We start from the raw sequence: 15,016 nt of genomic DNA on the forward strand, positions 1-15,016 counted from the left end.
TATTATAGATATGATAACTCCACAATAGTCATTGTAAGTAACCAGAGCGTGTTTTGTAGCTACGTTGCTTTTTTACACTCATTAAAGACATAAAGGGAGGCCGGTAAGTATGGGGAATATTTGGAATGAGCGTTATAAGACAGACGAATATTACTACGGGGAAGAACCAAACATATTTATTCAACAACAAGCTTTCCGCTTAGAACAATCTCAAAAAGTTATTGCGTTTGCAGAGGGTGAAGGCCGGAATGCAGTTTTTTTAGCAAAAAAAAATCTTGAAGTGACAGCCATTGACTATTCGGAAAGCGGATTGCAAAAAACAAGAAAACTGGCTCACAAGCATGGCGTTCACGTGCATACCCAAAAAATTGACCTGTTGGAGGAAGATGTCCCGCGAGAGGAATATGACGCTGCCATTATGGTATATGGACATTTCAAAAAAGACGCTCAAACCACGGTTCTTAATAAAATGAAAAAGGCGTTAAGGCCTAAAGGAATTCTCATGCTTGAGGTATTTTCCGAGGAACAAGTAAAGTATGGTACAGGCGGCCCTTCAGAACGTGAAATGCTATATGAACCAAAAGATATTCTTGCTTGGTGCGAAGGGCATGAGGTGCTCCATTTCTTCTATGGCGAACAAGAGCGTATCGCAGGAAAGGCACACACTGGATTAGCCCATGTCATTCAGCTTGTATTAAGAAAATGATAGAGAATCATCGTAAGCGAAGTTGAACCGTTTTCGCACTAAAAGCCCACTCATTCCGTAAGGGAGAAAAGTGGGCTTTTTCTGATAACAAACCATAATCACATGGAAAAGAGGCTAACGAGCTGGTGACAAGATCATAATCTACAAGGTCCATGCATACGTTAGAATCAGCATAATATCGAAAATGAAAGAGTTCATATATTTTATCGTATTCATGAGATGCCAATCGCAACTGTCCATAAATCCTTACGATGAAAAAAGCAAAAAGATGTTGATTTCCCCTGTTAACTGCTATATAAATTAATTAGAAGTATTATTATTTAATACTTAATTTAAATGACGGGAGAGGGACAAATGGACTCTATGGCAACTGCTAACACTGGAAAGTGCCCGTTTTCGCACGGTAGCACTACGAATCACAACCCTAGTGCTACATCGAACAAACACTGGTGGCCCAACCAGTTGAACTTGAACATCCTGCATCAGCATGACAGAAAATCTAACCCGATGAGCGAAGACTTCAATTATGCAGAAGAGTTCAAAAAGTTGGACTACCAGGCCCTCAAGCAGGATCTTTATGATCTAATGACAAACAGCCAAGATTGGTGGCCTGCCGACTACGGACATTATGGGCCATTATTTATCCGTATGGCTTGGCACTCCGCTGGTACATATCGTACAGGAGACGGCCGTGGCGGTGCTGGAACCGGCACACAGCGTTTCGCTCCCCTTAACAGCTGGCCAGACAATGCCAACCTTGACAAAGCTCGTCGACTTCTATGGCCGATCAAGCAAAAATATGGCAACAAGATCTCTTGGGCAGACTTGTATATTCTAGCAGGTAATGCTGCTATTGAATCCATGGGCGGGAAGACAATCGGTTTTGGAGGCGGACGCGCGGATGTTTGGCATCCAGAAGAAGATATTTACTGGGGTGCTGAAAAGGAATGGCTAGGTGATAAGCGTTACACCGGCGATCGTGATCTCGAGAATCCGCTCGCTGCTGTTCAAATGGGTCTGATTTATGTGAACCCCGAAGGTCCGAACGGGAATCCAGATCCGCTTGCTAGTGCTCGTGACATTCGCGAAACCTTCAAACGCATGGGAATGAACGATGAAGAAACCGTTGCACTTGTAGCAGGCGGTCATACATTTGGGAAGGCTCACGGCGCAGGAGATGCTGCTCTTGTAGGCCCAGAGCCGGAAGCTGCTCCTTTGGAAGCAATGGGCTTAGGATGGCAGAGCACACACGGTTCCGGTAAAGGTCGCGACGCCATCAGCAGCGGTATTGAAGGTGCATGGACTGCGAATCCGACACAATGGGATAATGGATTCTTTGAACTCTTGTTCGGATATGAATGGGAGCTGACCAAGAGCCCAGCAGGTGCACACCAATGGGTTGCTGTAAATCCTGCTGATGAGCATCTTGCACCGGATGCAGAAGATGCGTCCGTTCGTGTTCCAACGATGATGACCACTGCGGATATGGCCTTGCGTATGGACCCAGTATACGAAAAGATTTCACGTCGTTACTATGAGAATCCAGAAGAGTTTGCAGATGCATTTGCAACTGCATGGTTCAAACTCACACACCGCGACATGGGACCTCGCTCAAGATATTTAGGTCCAGAAGTTCCAGAAGAAGATTTTATCTGGCAAGATCCTATACCCGCTGCTGAATATGAATTAACAGATGCCGATGTAGCAGAACTGAAAACACGGATTTTAGACTCTGGCCTTACCGTCAGCGAGCTGGTAACAACGGCTTGGGCTTCCGCATGTACCTTCCGTGGCTCGGATATGCGTGGCGGCGCGAATGGAGCGCGCATCCGTCTTGCTCCCCAGAAGGAGTGGGAAGTCAATGAGCCGAAAAAACTTGAAAAGGTGCTTACGATCCTGGGAGTCATTCAAGAGGACTTTGGTAAAAAAGTCAGTATGGCCGATTTGATCGTACTGGGCGGTAGCGCCGCAGTAGAAAAAGCTGCACAGGATGCTGGCTTTGATGTAACGGTTCCTTTTGCCCCAGGACGTGGCGATGCTACCCAAGAGCAGACAGATGAAGAAAGCTTTGCTGTGCTCGAGCCAATTGCTGATGGTTTCAGGAACTACCAGAAGAAGCAATATCGTGTCAGTCCTGCGGAACTCCTGATAGACAAGGCACAGCTACTAAACCTGACTGCTCCTGAAATGACGGCACTTGTTGGCGGTATGCGTGTTATTGGTACAAACCACGGGGGCACACAACACGGTGTATTTACGGATCGGGTAGGTACACTCACGAACGACTTCTTTGTTAACTTGCTAGATATGGGCGTACAGTGGAAGCCAGTAGACGGTGGCGTATTTGAAGGACGTGATCGCAAAACCGGTGAACTCTTGCGTACAGCGACTGCTGTTGACCTCGTGTTCGGTTCAAACTCTGTTCTGCGTGCCATTGCAGAAGTCTATGCCCAAGACGATAACAAAGAAAAGTTTGTCCGAGACTTCATTGCTGCATGGGTGAAGGTAATGAATGCAGATCGTTTCGATCTTAAATAAGCATAATCTGAAAATATAAAGCAAAGAACAGTATTTGTTGTTGGATACTGTTCTTTGCTTTTCTTTCTATAGTAGTATTAGTAATTGAATGGTAGGAATGCAATACCCCCCTCTTGGAAACCATCTGAAGCAAGCCTCCAGGTGGTTTTCAATCTTCCCTGTAACAACGAACGAAATGGTTTTTATAGAATTTACAACTTGGAGACAACTGAAAGATACTTTTAACATATGAACGCTATATTCTATTACCTGTAACAAGGGTTTCGTGCCCAAACCAAAAATAAAACATTTCAGGAGGCATTACCATGAACAAAAAAAATATTCTCGTTTTTTCAATGGCACTAACAATTGTAGGCGGTGCTACAGCAGCGGTATTTGCAAGCGATAACGCGATTCAATCTACGAAAAACAAAGTCGTAACTTTGGTAAGCAAATCAGGAAATGACACAAATCAATCCACTGTAGCTAAAGTAACAAACGGAAAGATTAGTGATGAAGAAGCGGTAAAAATGGCAACGAAAGCTCTAAAAGACTACATGGAGCTTGACGCGAAATCTTTTGGTGAGGCGCATGTAAATCGAACGAACAACCAAGAAGACTTTAAGTTCTTTATGGATTTATATTCAAAAGAAGATGCAGCTGTATTAAAAGAAAACGCCAAAAAAGAAACGGCAGATGTTATCGTAGTACAGTTTGCTCGTGCTGAAGACTTAAACCAGCCAATGCCATCTTCTAATCGCATTGTCATAAATGAAAAAACAGGTGAAATTGTTTCTTTAACTGCTTTCACTAATGAAGATCGAAGCTCAGAGACAACAATCGATGATGCGAAAGTTAAAACTGCGGTTATCAGCTTTTTTGGTAAACAACAGAAAAACGTTAAGGAAAATACGATGAAGGTTAGTAAGACCGCTAGCTCCGGAACCGTACGTGTTCTTTGTAACCTGGAAGATGGAAGAGATGTAGAGATGACAATTAGTCTGAAGAATTATTCCGTATCTAGTTATGAGATTAATTATGACAGACTACTCCCTCTACCTTCCGAAGAAAAAGACCACAGTGAGAATTTCAGAGGACTGAAAGTGAATTAAAAATTGGCGGATTGATTAGATGGAGTAAGTGCCCGAAATGGTACTTACTCCATCTAACCGTTACAAAAGGAACGAGGTAAAAACTGTATGATAAAAATTTTAGTGGTTGAAGATGATATCGCCGTAGCAAATTTAATAAAATTGAATTTAAATACGGCAAATTATGAGAGTTCCATCGTTTTTGATGGAGAGGAAGCCCTAAATGTGATTGAAAGAGATCGTTTTGATCTCATACTTTTGGATGTCATGCTTCCGAAAGTTGATGGATTTACTTTATTTGAAAAAATTAAACCTTTAGGGATACCTGTCATTTTTTTAACTGCGAAAAGTTCTGTCACAGATAAGGTGTATGGATTAAAAGCAGGAGTCGATGACTATATTACGAAACCCTTTGAAGGAATTGAATTACTCGCCAGGATTGAAAATGTATTAAGGCATTACAATAAAAAAAGCAACATCATAAATTTTAAAGACACAGAAGTATACTTGGAAGAAATGAAGGTGAAAAAGAACGGTGAATTGATAGAGCTTACCTTGAAGGAGTTCGAATTATTGGTGTTTTTAGTGCAAAATAAAAACATCGTGTTAACGAGGGAAAAAATCATAGAAAAAATTTGGGGATATGACTACGTTGGCGAGACTCGGACGATTGACAACCATATACAAAAGCTAAGAAGAAAGCTGGGATGGAAAGAGGAAATTAAAACAGTATTTAAATTGGGATATAGGCTGGAGGAATAAATGAAATTTTGGCAGCGGATATTTTTATGTACATTAATCATATTCGAAATCTTTTTTGTACCAGCATCCATTTACCTTATTAATAGCAGCTTTGAACTCAATCTCAATATGGAGATCCGCTCCGGGATAAGTGAACAAGATCGATTTGCTAACTCTTTAGAATCAAATCTATATCTACTTAAAGTTCAAAAGTCTTCAACCCCAGATGCAGAAGGAGTTGGCAAAGCAAACATAGATTCCATGATTCGTACGTACTTGGACAACCTCGGAGAACAGGATGTGTATTTGGATGTAATAGATGAAAAAAACGAAGTCGTTTTTAGCCATTTTAAAAATAACAAGATAACTCTTACGAATCGAGAAGAATTAAACATCCCATCCGATAAAGTAAATTACATCATACGGGATCTAGGGGAAAAGACGTACTTATTTATAGCGAAGAATATGTATTTGGAAAATAATCACTATAAGCTTTCTTACGTGAAAGATATTTCGAGTGTTTATGAAAATAGACAAGACCTATTAAGCCTTTTAATCAAGTTAAATGCTCTTATTTCAGCAATTTTGGTCATCGTTACCATCATCATGAGCATGTATATCGTAAAACCGATTAATAAACTAATCCAGTCAACAAGAATAATTGCAGGCGGGAATTTCAGCGAAAGAGTCATGGTCAAATCGAAGGATGAAATCGGATTGTTAGCGGAAAATTTCAATATGATGGCCGTTGATGTAGAAGATAAAGTAAACCAGCTTAAAAGATCTTCAGAAGACAAGCAAAGGTTTATCGATAACCTGGTACATGAACTTCGGACTCCTTTAACTTCGATCATAGGCTATGCGGATTATTTACGGACAAATAAATATGATGAAGAGACTTATATCAACTCATTAAGCTTTATCTATGAAGAAGGAAAGCGGCTGGAGAAATTGACATTTAAGCTTATGGAGCTCATTGTTTTGCGAAAAGAAGACTATGAGTTAAAAAAGGGAAATCTTGACGAGCTTTTTGTGGAAATCAAACATTCCTTTATACCAAAGCTGAACATAAAGAATATAGAACTTGAAATATCAACGGAGAATCTGAGTGTTTTCATGGATAAGGATTTGATGAAAATTTTACTTGCAAACCTGATAGACAATGCCATTAAAGCATCGAAGAACAACGATAAAATACTGCTACGCTCATACAGAGATACGGAGTCAAGAATTATTCTTGAAGTGAAAGATACAGGGATTGGTATTCCTGATGACGACATAAACAAAGTCTTTGAGCCATTCTTTATGTCCGACAAATCGAGATCGAGAGCGAATGGAGGAGGCCTCGGGCTCGGGCTTTCTTTATGTAAGGAGATAGCTAACATTCATGACGCTGAAATAAGAATAGAAAGTAAGCTCGGTGAAGGTACTATTATCCAATTGGTTTTTCATTGTTAACAACCGGGAGCAAGAGGAAATTCTTGAGACGATTTCTTTGTGACGAGAGACAAGCCATGTTCATTGGATTTTTTTCAATGAGACATGGTTTTTTCTGTTTAAAAAACGTTAAGAGTAAAAAAATAAAAAAACTCTATGAATTTTTAAAAAATACCCTTTACTGGTAATAATTACTATTTTATTATTGTAAGCGTAACCAAGCACTTACAAACGCGCGTGAAGTTCTGGGTACGAATATTAAAATTTGAGGAGGAACAAAAAATGCAAAACGATCTGTTTGATTTGGATGTTCAAGTAAAAGAGGTAAATCAAGTACAATCGGATTCAGTAGTGAGCGACATCATCTGCACTACATTCTGCTCAGTTACTTGGTGCCAAAGCAACTGCTGCTAATTTAGTTTGACGCTGGAGGAGCATCGCGATAAGCGATGTTCTTCCTTTATAGTCTCACTTCATGCATAGGAAAGAGGGGTATGAATGGCCAAGCAGATGTTAGAGAGGGAGCTGACTACTCGCTACCCTGAGAACAAGAAGGAGGGTAACCTATATGCCTCAGCTGACTTTTTTATGCTACGGGTACCACTGTATCCAATAGAAACCTTCTATGAATCAAATAAAACCAGTGATTATCTAGCTGCTATAAAGGAATATGCGAAGGACGAAAAGGTACGAGAAGCTATTCTCATCTCTAGTCCATCGCTTTACGAAGCATTGCCGAATCTAGAAGGCGATCCTACTTCTCGAAAGACCAAGCAGGCACTATCTAGTTTTGTTCGTTTTTTGTTAAGGATGAGTACCCGTGCCACTCCATATGGCTTATTCGCTGGTGTTGCTCTGGGCTCATTCACTGACAAGACAAACGTCTCTTTGAAAGACTCACACCTTCACCAAAAACGTACACGTCCAGACATGGAATGGTTGCTTGCAATCATTCAGAGAATAGAGCAACGACTAGATGTAGTTAAACAGTTAAAAGTACAACGAAATCACGCTTCCGTACAGGTCGGCGGGCGAATGGAACTTACGTTTGCCACTGAATACGGGCAAATGAAATGGTTAGATGGTAAACAAAAAGAGAGGATTTCTATCCGTGCTACAGAAGTGGTGCACACCGTGTTTGATCTGGCAAAAAAGCCGATCCTATTTGAACAATTAATTGCAAGGTTGATGGAAAAGTACCCTGAGGCGGGGGAACAGAAAGTAACCGGACTACTATGGCAATTATTTTCTCAAGAATTTTTGATTAGCGAATTACGTCCACCACTCACGGTAGCAACTCCATTTGCTTATGTGATGGAGCGCCTTGCATTACTTGATGGTGTACAGGATATATATTCAGAATTAGCTGCGATTCAAGCAAGAATGAAACAGTACGATGGACTTCCGATTGGAACAGGGATACAAGGCTTTCAAGAATTAATTACGCGGATGAAGGTTCTTGAAGCAAGCATTATGCCCGTACAAGTAGACCTCCATGTAGGTAATCACAGCGTATCTTTACACAAGGGTATAGGTGAAGAAGTAGCAAAAGCGGTGGAATGTCTGTGGCGACTATCCTTACCACAGCGAGGAGCAGCCCATCTAAGAAGTTACCATAAGGACTTTTTGGAGAAATACGGAACGTCAAGAGAAGTCCCCGTTTTGGAGCTTCTTAGTGATGAGGTTGGTTTAGGGGCTCCAGCAGGATATATGTTTCCACAAAGCAGTCGAAGAGAGCCAGTGTCGCCTCTGAAGTATTCTGAGAAGCGTGAAGCTAGTTTGATGAGAAAAGTAGTTCATGCGATTGCAACAAAAACAAGAGAAATAGAAATTACTAATGATCTTCTCGACCAGCTAGATACAGAGCCAGTAGATACGAAATACGCACCGGATTCCTTGGAAATGTACGTGGAGGTAATCGGACCCTCACAGGATGCAATCGATCAAGGAGACTATCTACTAGAGGTAGCACCCATGCCTGGTTCAGCTAAGGTGGGTCAATCGTTTGGGAGATTCTTCGATATACTCGGACCAGAAGCGATAGAGAAACATGAACAGGTCCATAATCAAATACAGGAACAACATGAAGATGTGATCTTTGTTGATGCCAATTATCTTTCAGCCGTTGGTCGTCATGCCAATATCGTACTCCACCCATCCGTTAGCAAATATGAACTGGCCATTGGTACGAATTGCTCAGAGAAGACTCTACATTCCCTTCAACTTGAGGATATTGTGGTAGGTGCCACTATAGAGCATTTCTATCTGAGATCCCGTACACATGGAAAGAAACTAATTTTTTCATCGGATAATATGCTTAATTTCAAGAATGCTCCAAATATTTATCGTTTCTTGCGTGAAGTTTCTATGGAAAATGTACGTCTTTGGAGTCCATTCTCTTGGGGGAATATGGATGCCTCGCCGTATCTTCCACGTGTTCGATATGGAAAAACCATCTTATCACCTGCTATTTGGAAGGTGACACCAGATTCTCTTGGGCTGAAGGGAGATCCGAAAGAAGACAAAATCTGGAATGAAGCTTTTGCTACATGGAGAATCGCGTGGGATCTACCACGATATGCGTACATGGCATTCGGTGACAACCGTATTTTGTTAGATTTGGATAATCCTTATCATATAGAAGAGTTGCGTACAGAATTGTTCAAGACAAGCAGCATTCAACTCCGTGAAAAAATCGGGGGTACAGAAGAGTATTGGGTCACTGGACCAGAGGGGCATTTTTCGATGGAATGTGTGGTTCCATTACTGAGAAGACCACATATTGAGAAGAAAAAAAATACCCCCTCCTATCAAAATGAAAATGTTCTATCTAAGGAGCAATACACAAAACTTCCTGGAAGTGATTGGCTGTTTTTAAAACTGTATGGGGGCCACCAGAGACAGGATGAATTTATCGTTGATCAGATACGTGTGTTTGCCGATTCCATGGTTAAAAAAGGAGCGGCAGACGAATGGTTTTTCATGCGATACATAGACCCGGGCCATCATATTCGCCTCCGTTTTCACGGCAAGCCCGAAAAGCTTATGCAGGAGATTTTTCCAGAACTTTACCCTTGGATTCAAGAGTGTCAACGAGAAGGATTCATTCAAAGAATGGTCATTGATACATATGATCGCGAAGTAGAAAGATACGGTGGACCATCGATCATGGCTGATGCGGAGCGAGTATTTGCTAAAGATAGCCAGACGACTGCGAATCTTTTGAGATTATTGCGGTTCCGTCAAACGAATCTACCTGACTATGTTTTGGCTACGATTAGTATTATTGACATAATGACTAGATTCGGACTGGGTTTCGAACAGCAACTGGCATGGATGGAAATGCGTGTGAAAAAGGATGCCCATAGAGAAGAATTCCGAAAATGGCGCAAACCATTGCTTTCTCTCGCTGATCCGCGGAACGATTGGCAAGGATTGCGTAGTCATCCAAGTGGGGAAGCCATTTGTGAAGCAATGGCCTTGAGAGCGGATGTGATGGAGGATTTTGGAAGGCTTGTAGCTGAGGGTGAACAAAACCATTCTCTTTGGAGTTCCCCATCGATGATCATGGGCAGCTTGATCCATTTACATTGCAATCGCTTATTTGGAGTAAGGCGAGAAATGGAAGATAAAGCGATGGCCTTTGTACGCCATACTTTACACAGCCAGCTTCACTGGAGGGAGAATGTTGGTGACTCCGTTTAAGCACAACAGCAATCGATTAGAAACGATTCGAAATGTATTTGTTTCCTTCTCTCATTGGCCGAGTGTTTTTCGTTTACTGTATCAAACAAATCCTCGTTACTTTGCGATTGTTATGATATTGACGATTCTAAGTAGCTTGATTCCTGTAGGTGTGATTATTGCCACGCAATCATTAATTAATGCGGCAGTCGCCATTTCTGCAGGTGGCGGGATCGTTCCGCTTATTATCGCGTTTGGGCTGTTCGCGTTTCTCGCCGCGATCCGCGATATTCTCAAACATGTTGACCTGGTCTATAAAACGTTGTATCAAGAACTGTTATCCAATCATGTAAACCTATTGATCATGAATAAAGCTACGCGACTTCCTTATTCAAGTTTTGAGGATGCCGGAATCTATGACCAGCTTCAACGAGCAAAGCAAGATTCCACGTTTCGCCCCTATCAGTTATTTCAACAGGTGATAAGTATTATTAGTAATGTGATTGTATTACTGTCTGTATCCGCTATGCTGATCGCTTGGAAGTGGTGGCTAGCAGTATTTTTGCTCTTGCTACCTATTTGTTCTACTTTCTCATTTATTCGATTAGGACAAGAGGAATTCATGATTGACCACAACCGAGCTTCTGATCGTCGTAAGCAATATTATCTGATGAATTTATTGACCAGCGATTCATCAGTAAAAGAATTAAAAATCTTTCAACTTGGCCCATTTCTGGTCGAGAGATATCGCAAATATTACGAGCGATTTTTTAATCAAGACAAGGCAATGGTGATAAAAAGGACAAAGGTGGCGCTTGGGTTTCAAGCTCTGTCACTTCTTGCTGTAGTATCGATGCAGTCGTATGTCGTATGGGAAACGATGTTAGGTACGATTGCAGTAGGCAGCTTGATAGCGTTTATCCAAGCGATATCTTACACCCAAACAACCTCCACAGATCTTATGCAAACGATCTTTAACATGTATCAAAACAATCTGTACATTAGTCAGTTATTTACATTTCTAGCAGTGCCAGATGAAAACAGATTAGCAATTTCAGAAAGTGATCCATGTGAGAAAAACGCGTCTGGTTTAGAGTTTCGCAATGTCTCGTTTAAATATCAAGGTGTCGAGTCCTATGCGTTACGGAATGTAAGCTTCGTCATTCGTCCAGGAGAAACGCTAGCATTAGTAGGAGGGAACGGTTCAGGAAAATCGACCATCGTAAAATTAATTACGCAATTGTATCAACCGACAGAAGGCGAAATCTTGTATGATGGTAAGCCAATTTACCACTATGAGGAGAATGAATGGCGCCAAAAAATTAGCGCCTTGTTTCAGGATTTTATTAAATATGAGATGGCAGTCAATGAAAACATTGGCTTTGGTAACTATCTAAAAGCTGATGATGAAGCAGCAATAATCGATGCAAGCAAACAGGCCGGAGCAGATGAAATGATTAAACGTCTTCCGCAGCAGTTTCATACTCAGCTTGGAAAATGGTTTGCGGATGGGTATCAGATTTCAGGGGGACAGTGGCAGCGTATTGCCATCTCTCGTGCTTACATGCGCGATGCGGATTTATACATTCTTGACGAGCCGACAGCAGCACTAGACCCTCAAGCAGAGCAAGAAGTATTCACTCGGTTCCGTGAAATGCCCCAAAATAAAATGGGATTATTTATTTCCCATCGATTCTCAACTGTTCGATATGCCAACCAGATTCTTGTCCTAAAACAAGGAGAGATCATTGAAGCGGGTACGCATAAGGATCTACTAGCAGAAAACGGCGTTTATGCATCTCTTTTTCACATGCAGGCTTCTTTTTATCTGGAAGAAACGGATGAATCGACAAGACAGATGGTTGGACAAATGTAAAAGAGAGAGGAAAAGTATGGAGACAAATAAAGCAGTGGTAACGACTAATCCAGCATGGAAAGGGATGAAAAATGAAGAGTTAAGAACAAAGGCTTTATCTACTGCGCTCAAGGTAGCCGAGTGTTTGAGAGATCCCATTCAAGTAGAAAAAGTCGTAATGAATAAAGATAACATCAGTGTCGTAGGGCCGATTCATCAACAGCCTTGGGGGGCTGCTACTCTTTCTCACGGATATCCCGGTACGATACTCTTTTTTGCCGAGCTGGATCGACATTTCCCTGATCAAGGTTGGAATATAGTTGCTCATGAACATCTTCTTGCTCTTCAAGAAAAAATTAAGGCCGTTGGAATTTCAAGCGAATCCATGTTTGGTGGAGTAGCAGGTATTTGCTTTGCTACGCTGGTAGCTTCACGCAATCGGGAGCATTATCAGCGTTTTCTTGGACAGCTGGATCAATTGCTCGCTAAACGAACTGCGGTCATACTTGAAGATGAGTATGTCCTTAATAAAAAAAGAGGGGGAAGTAATCCTCATATCTATGATGCTATTAAAGGTGTAGCAGGCATTGGACGGTACTTACTGGCAAGTAAGCAAATCGATGTTCTTCATGCCGCCTTACAGGATGTTTTGCAATATCTCGTATATATAAGTCAGCCAAGAGATTATGAAGATGGTAGAAAAATACCAGGGTGGTACTTGACCCAAGAGATGCAGTATTTAGACATTGATAAAGAGTTGTATCCGAAAGGAAATTTTAACGTAGGACTTGCTCATGGGATTCCCGGACCATTAGCCTTATTATCACTTGCTTTGAAAGAAGGAGTAGAAGTAACTGGTCAGAGAGAGGCAATACGTAGCATAGCTGAATGGTTGGTGCGCTGGAAGGAAAAGGACGCTAATGGGATTATGTGGAGAGGTAGAGTGAAATTAGAGGAAGAGCTAGGGGAAGAAGTGCTTTCTCCGCAGTCGTTTCGACGTGATGCATGGTGCTATGGCACACCAGGGGTAGCTCGTTCGCTCTATCTAGCGGGTGAAGCTTTGCAAGATTCATCTTATTGTCATCTGGCTATTCAAGCTTATGATGATGTTTTCAAGCGATCAGAAACCGATTGGAATCTGTACGCAGATACGTTTTGTCATGGAAAAGCGGGGCTTATGCAAATGACGCTTAGAATGGCAACAACTACAGATGACGAGCGCTATCAACCACATATCGCGTATTTAGCTAAGTGCCTAATAGATAATTTTAATCCGTTACTCCCTTTTGGTTATCAAGATATAGAACCAAATGGTGACGGAAAAGTAAGGCTCAATAAGGCAGGCGCACTTGAAGGTGCAGCCGGTATTGGTCTTGCTCTTCTTTCTGCAAGCAGTAATCAAGAGCCACAATGGGATCAGCCATTCCTGTTGGCCTAGAAGAGGAGAAATCAAAGGATGACACACGATCCATTTCTGAAGGAGAAGAAACTTTTGCTCGGAATATCAGGCTCGATTGCCGTTATAGGAGTGTCTCCTTATCTTAGTATGTTTCGAGCCCTTTTCAAAGAGGTAAAAGTCGTGATGACTGAACAGGCGGCAACACTCATCCCGCCGTCTACGATTTTATTTTACTGTGACGAGATATTTATAGATGAAGAGCCTAGTCTTGAGAAAAAAATGAACCACGTTGAGTTAGCACGGTGGGCAGATCTGTTCGTTGTTTTGCCAGCGACGGCGAATGTAATTGGACAAGCTGCAAACGGACTTGCCCCTAACTTGCTAACCTCCACTATTCTAGCGCATCCAAAACCCGTTATGTTCTTTCCAAATATGAATCGATTAATGTGGACAAAAAATGTGGTTCAGCGAAATGTAAACCAGCTCCGAGAGGACGGTCACATTGTTGTGAATCCAGTAGAAGCTATGGCTTATGAAGTAGCATCTGGCACCACGCAGCCTAACTTCGTCTTGCCACAAGGACCATCGGTGATGCAGGAAATGAGAAATGTATTACTTCAACGAGAAGAAAGCACAACTACATCTTTATAAGAGAAAAGACTGCTTCGGCTTCTTTTGCCAGTGAAGCGGTCTTTTTTGATTTATCCTGCGGGAGGAGACTGATGCTTGGCTCCATTCTTACTAAATTGTAAGAAAGAAGGTCAAAATCGTTAGACAAGAGTCATTCAATTGCAGGAAAGTCTCGTCTATAATCCAGACATAAATCGTTTTTAAAGGAGCAGTTAAGATGAAAAAAGTAATAGGTTTCTTGTTGGCTATTGTCATTTTTGCAGGGATTGGATTCGGAGTAAACCGATATGTAGAAGGTCCATCACAACCGGTCGATGGCGTTCTCGTAATCGGCACAGAAAAAGATGCGAATAAGGTCAAAGAGTTGTATAAAGATAACACCAAACAAGCGATGGACTACAAAATCAAATTGGTTACAACGAAAAAAATTACGAAATTGTCAGAGCAAGGTCAGAAAGAAACAGGTCAAGAATTTGATACTAGAGAGATCAAATATTCGGTTGTTACTCGAGCCACCGCTGAGCAATTCGTCAAGAAGGGGATTCTCAGAGCCAGACAAGAGCCAAACAGCACATCTATTATTTCAGACCCTGTTACCAGCATAAAACAATTATCGAATGGTCAAAATCTGTTTTACTCTTATAGTGATGATGAAATGAAGAATGGCCAAATTGATTTGAACGGCAAGATGGTACCTGTAGCCCATGTAAACCATCAGATGTGGATCGGGTATATACCACAAGCGGATCTTGTTATCGTTGACGAACAGACTTACAACCAATTAACCGAAGCAGAGTCAACGCTCTCCTTGATCCAGTTTGAAAATCGCAGCTTCGATTATAAGAAGAAAGATCAGGTGAACCAAGTCTTACAAGAAATCGAGAAGGTGTACACAAATAGTGAAGACAAAGTAAACTTCGTAGACGTACAAGATTGAGTTTGGGTGATGAGAGGGT

11 protein-coding genes are annotated in these 15,016 nt (G+C 41.6%); all 11 read left to right on the plus strand.

The genetic code is table 11. The features are described from left to right. The first annotated feature begins 109 nt into the window (after positions 1-109). The 11 genes from FO446_RS14735 to FO446_RS14785 all read left to right on the plus strand — a co-directional run bounded on the left by FO446_RS14735 (position 110) and on the right by FO446_RS14785 (position 14,997). Positions 110-706: a class I SAM-dependent methyltransferase gene (locus FO446_RS14735; protein WP_173609179.1), complete on the plus strand. Its 597-nt coding sequence runs from the start codon at positions 110-112 to the stop codon at positions 704-706. Positions 707-1,060: 354 nt separating this feature from the next. After that, positions 1,061-3,244 carry a catalase/peroxidase HPI gene (katG, locus tag FO446_RS14740; RefSeq protein WP_173609178.1) on the plus strand — a complete coding sequence of 728 codons (2,184 nt, stop codon included), beginning with the start codon at positions 1,061-1,063 and terminating at the stop codon, positions 3,242-3,244. Between the two features lie 305 nt (positions 3,245-3,549). Further along, entirely contained in the window at positions 3,550-4,335 is a 786-nt protein-coding gene (locus tag FO446_RS14745; protein WP_173609177.1) for a hypothetical protein, read from the plus strand. A gap of 87 nt (positions 4,336-4,422) precedes the next feature. Beyond that, positions 4,423-5,076: a response regulator transcription factor gene (locus FO446_RS14750; RefSeq protein WP_173609176.1), complete on the plus strand. Its 654-nt coding sequence runs from the start codon at positions 4,423-4,425 to the stop codon at positions 5,074-5,076. Beyond that, positions 5,077-6,513 carry a sensor histidine kinase gene (locus FO446_RS14755; RefSeq protein ID WP_173609175.1) on the plus strand — a complete coding sequence of 479 codons (1,437 nt, stop codon included), beginning with the start codon at positions 5,077-5,079 and terminating at the stop codon, positions 6,511-6,513. It abuts the gene before it with no gap. Between the two features lie 261 nt (positions 6,514-6,774). Further along, on the plus strand, positions 6,775-6,906 hold the full coding sequence (locus tag FO446_RS14760) for a gallidermin family lantibiotic (protein ID WP_173609174.1): 132 nt from the start codon (positions 6,775-6,777) through the stop codon (positions 6,904-6,906). 84 nt (positions 6,907-6,990) lie between these two features. After that, complete coding sequence (locus FO446_RS14765) at positions 6,991-10,197, plus strand: lantibiotic dehydratase (protein WP_237901023.1); 3,207 nt, start codon at positions 6,991-6,993, stop codon at positions 10,195-10,197. Further along, positions 10,178-12,052 carry an ABC transporter ATP-binding protein gene (locus tag FO446_RS14770; RefSeq protein WP_237901024.1) on the plus strand — a complete coding sequence of 625 codons (1,875 nt, stop codon included), beginning with the start codon at positions 10,178-10,180 and terminating at the stop codon, positions 12,050-12,052. The genes FO446_RS14765 and FO446_RS14770 overlap by 20 nt, the downstream gene beginning before the upstream one ends. Positions 12,053-12,068: 16 nt before the next feature. Next, on the plus strand, positions 12,069-13,469 hold the full coding sequence (locus FO446_RS14775; RefSeq protein ID WP_237901025.1) for a lanthionine synthetase C family protein: 1,401 nt from the start codon (positions 12,069-12,071) through the stop codon (positions 13,467-13,469). Positions 13,470-13,487: 18 nt separating this feature from the next. After that, positions 13,488-14,081 carry a flavoprotein gene (locus FO446_RS14780; RefSeq protein WP_237901026.1) on the plus strand — a complete coding sequence of 198 codons (594 nt, stop codon included), beginning with the start codon at positions 13,488-13,490 and terminating at the stop codon, positions 14,079-14,081. Between the two features lie 196 nt (positions 14,082-14,277). Beyond that, positions 14,278-14,997, plus strand: coding sequence for a lipoprotein BA_5634 family protein (locus tag FO446_RS14785; RefSeq protein WP_237901027.1), 720 nt, complete (start codon positions 14,278-14,280; stop codon positions 14,995-14,997). Positions 14,998-15,016: the final 19 nt, after the last annotated feature.

The sequence above is a fragment of the Brevibacillus brevis genome (genome assembly GCF_022026395.1).
Taxonomy (GTDB): domain Bacteria; phylum Bacillota; class Bacilli; order Brevibacillales; family Brevibacillaceae; genus Brevibacillus.

Excerpts from the sequence above, each read along its gene's own strand:
- FO446_RS14735 (WP_173609179.1), top strand. The coding sequence starts at position 110 with ATGGGGAATATTTGGAATGAGCGTTATAAGACAGACGAATATTACTAC.
- katG (WP_173609178.1), top strand. The coding sequence starts at position 1,061 with ATGGACTCTATGGCAACTGCTAACACTGGAAAGTGCCCGTTTTCGCAC.
- FO446_RS14745 (WP_173609177.1), top strand. The coding sequence starts at position 3,550 with ATGAACAAAAAAAATATTCTCGTTTTTTCAATGGCACTAACAATTGTA.
- FO446_RS14750 (WP_173609176.1), top strand. The coding sequence starts at position 4,423 with ATGATAAAAATTTTAGTGGTTGAAGATGATATCGCCGTAGCAAATTTA.
- FO446_RS14755 (WP_173609175.1), top strand. The coding sequence starts at position 5,077 with ATGAAATTTTGGCAGCGGATATTTTTATGTACATTAATCATATTCGAA.
- FO446_RS14760 (WP_173609174.1), top strand. The coding sequence starts at position 6,775 with ATGCAAAACGATCTGTTTGATTTGGATGTTCAAGTAAAAGAGGTAAAT.
- FO446_RS14765 (WP_237901023.1), top strand. The coding sequence starts at position 6,991 with ATGGCCAAGCAGATGTTAGAGAGGGAGCTGACTACTCGCTACCCTGAG.
- FO446_RS14770 (WP_237901024.1), top strand. The coding sequence starts at position 10,178 with ATGTTGGTGACTCCGTTTAAGCACAACAGCAATCGATTAGAAACGATT.
- FO446_RS14775 (WP_237901025.1), top strand. The coding sequence starts at position 12,069 with ATGGAGACAAATAAAGCAGTGGTAACGACTAATCCAGCATGGAAAGGG.
- FO446_RS14780 (WP_237901026.1), top strand. The coding sequence starts at position 13,488 with ATGACACACGATCCATTTCTGAAGGAGAAGAAACTTTTGCTCGGAATA.
- FO446_RS14785 (WP_237901027.1), top strand. The coding sequence starts at position 14,278 with ATGAAAAAAGTAATAGGTTTCTTGTTGGCTATTGTCATTTTTGCAGGG.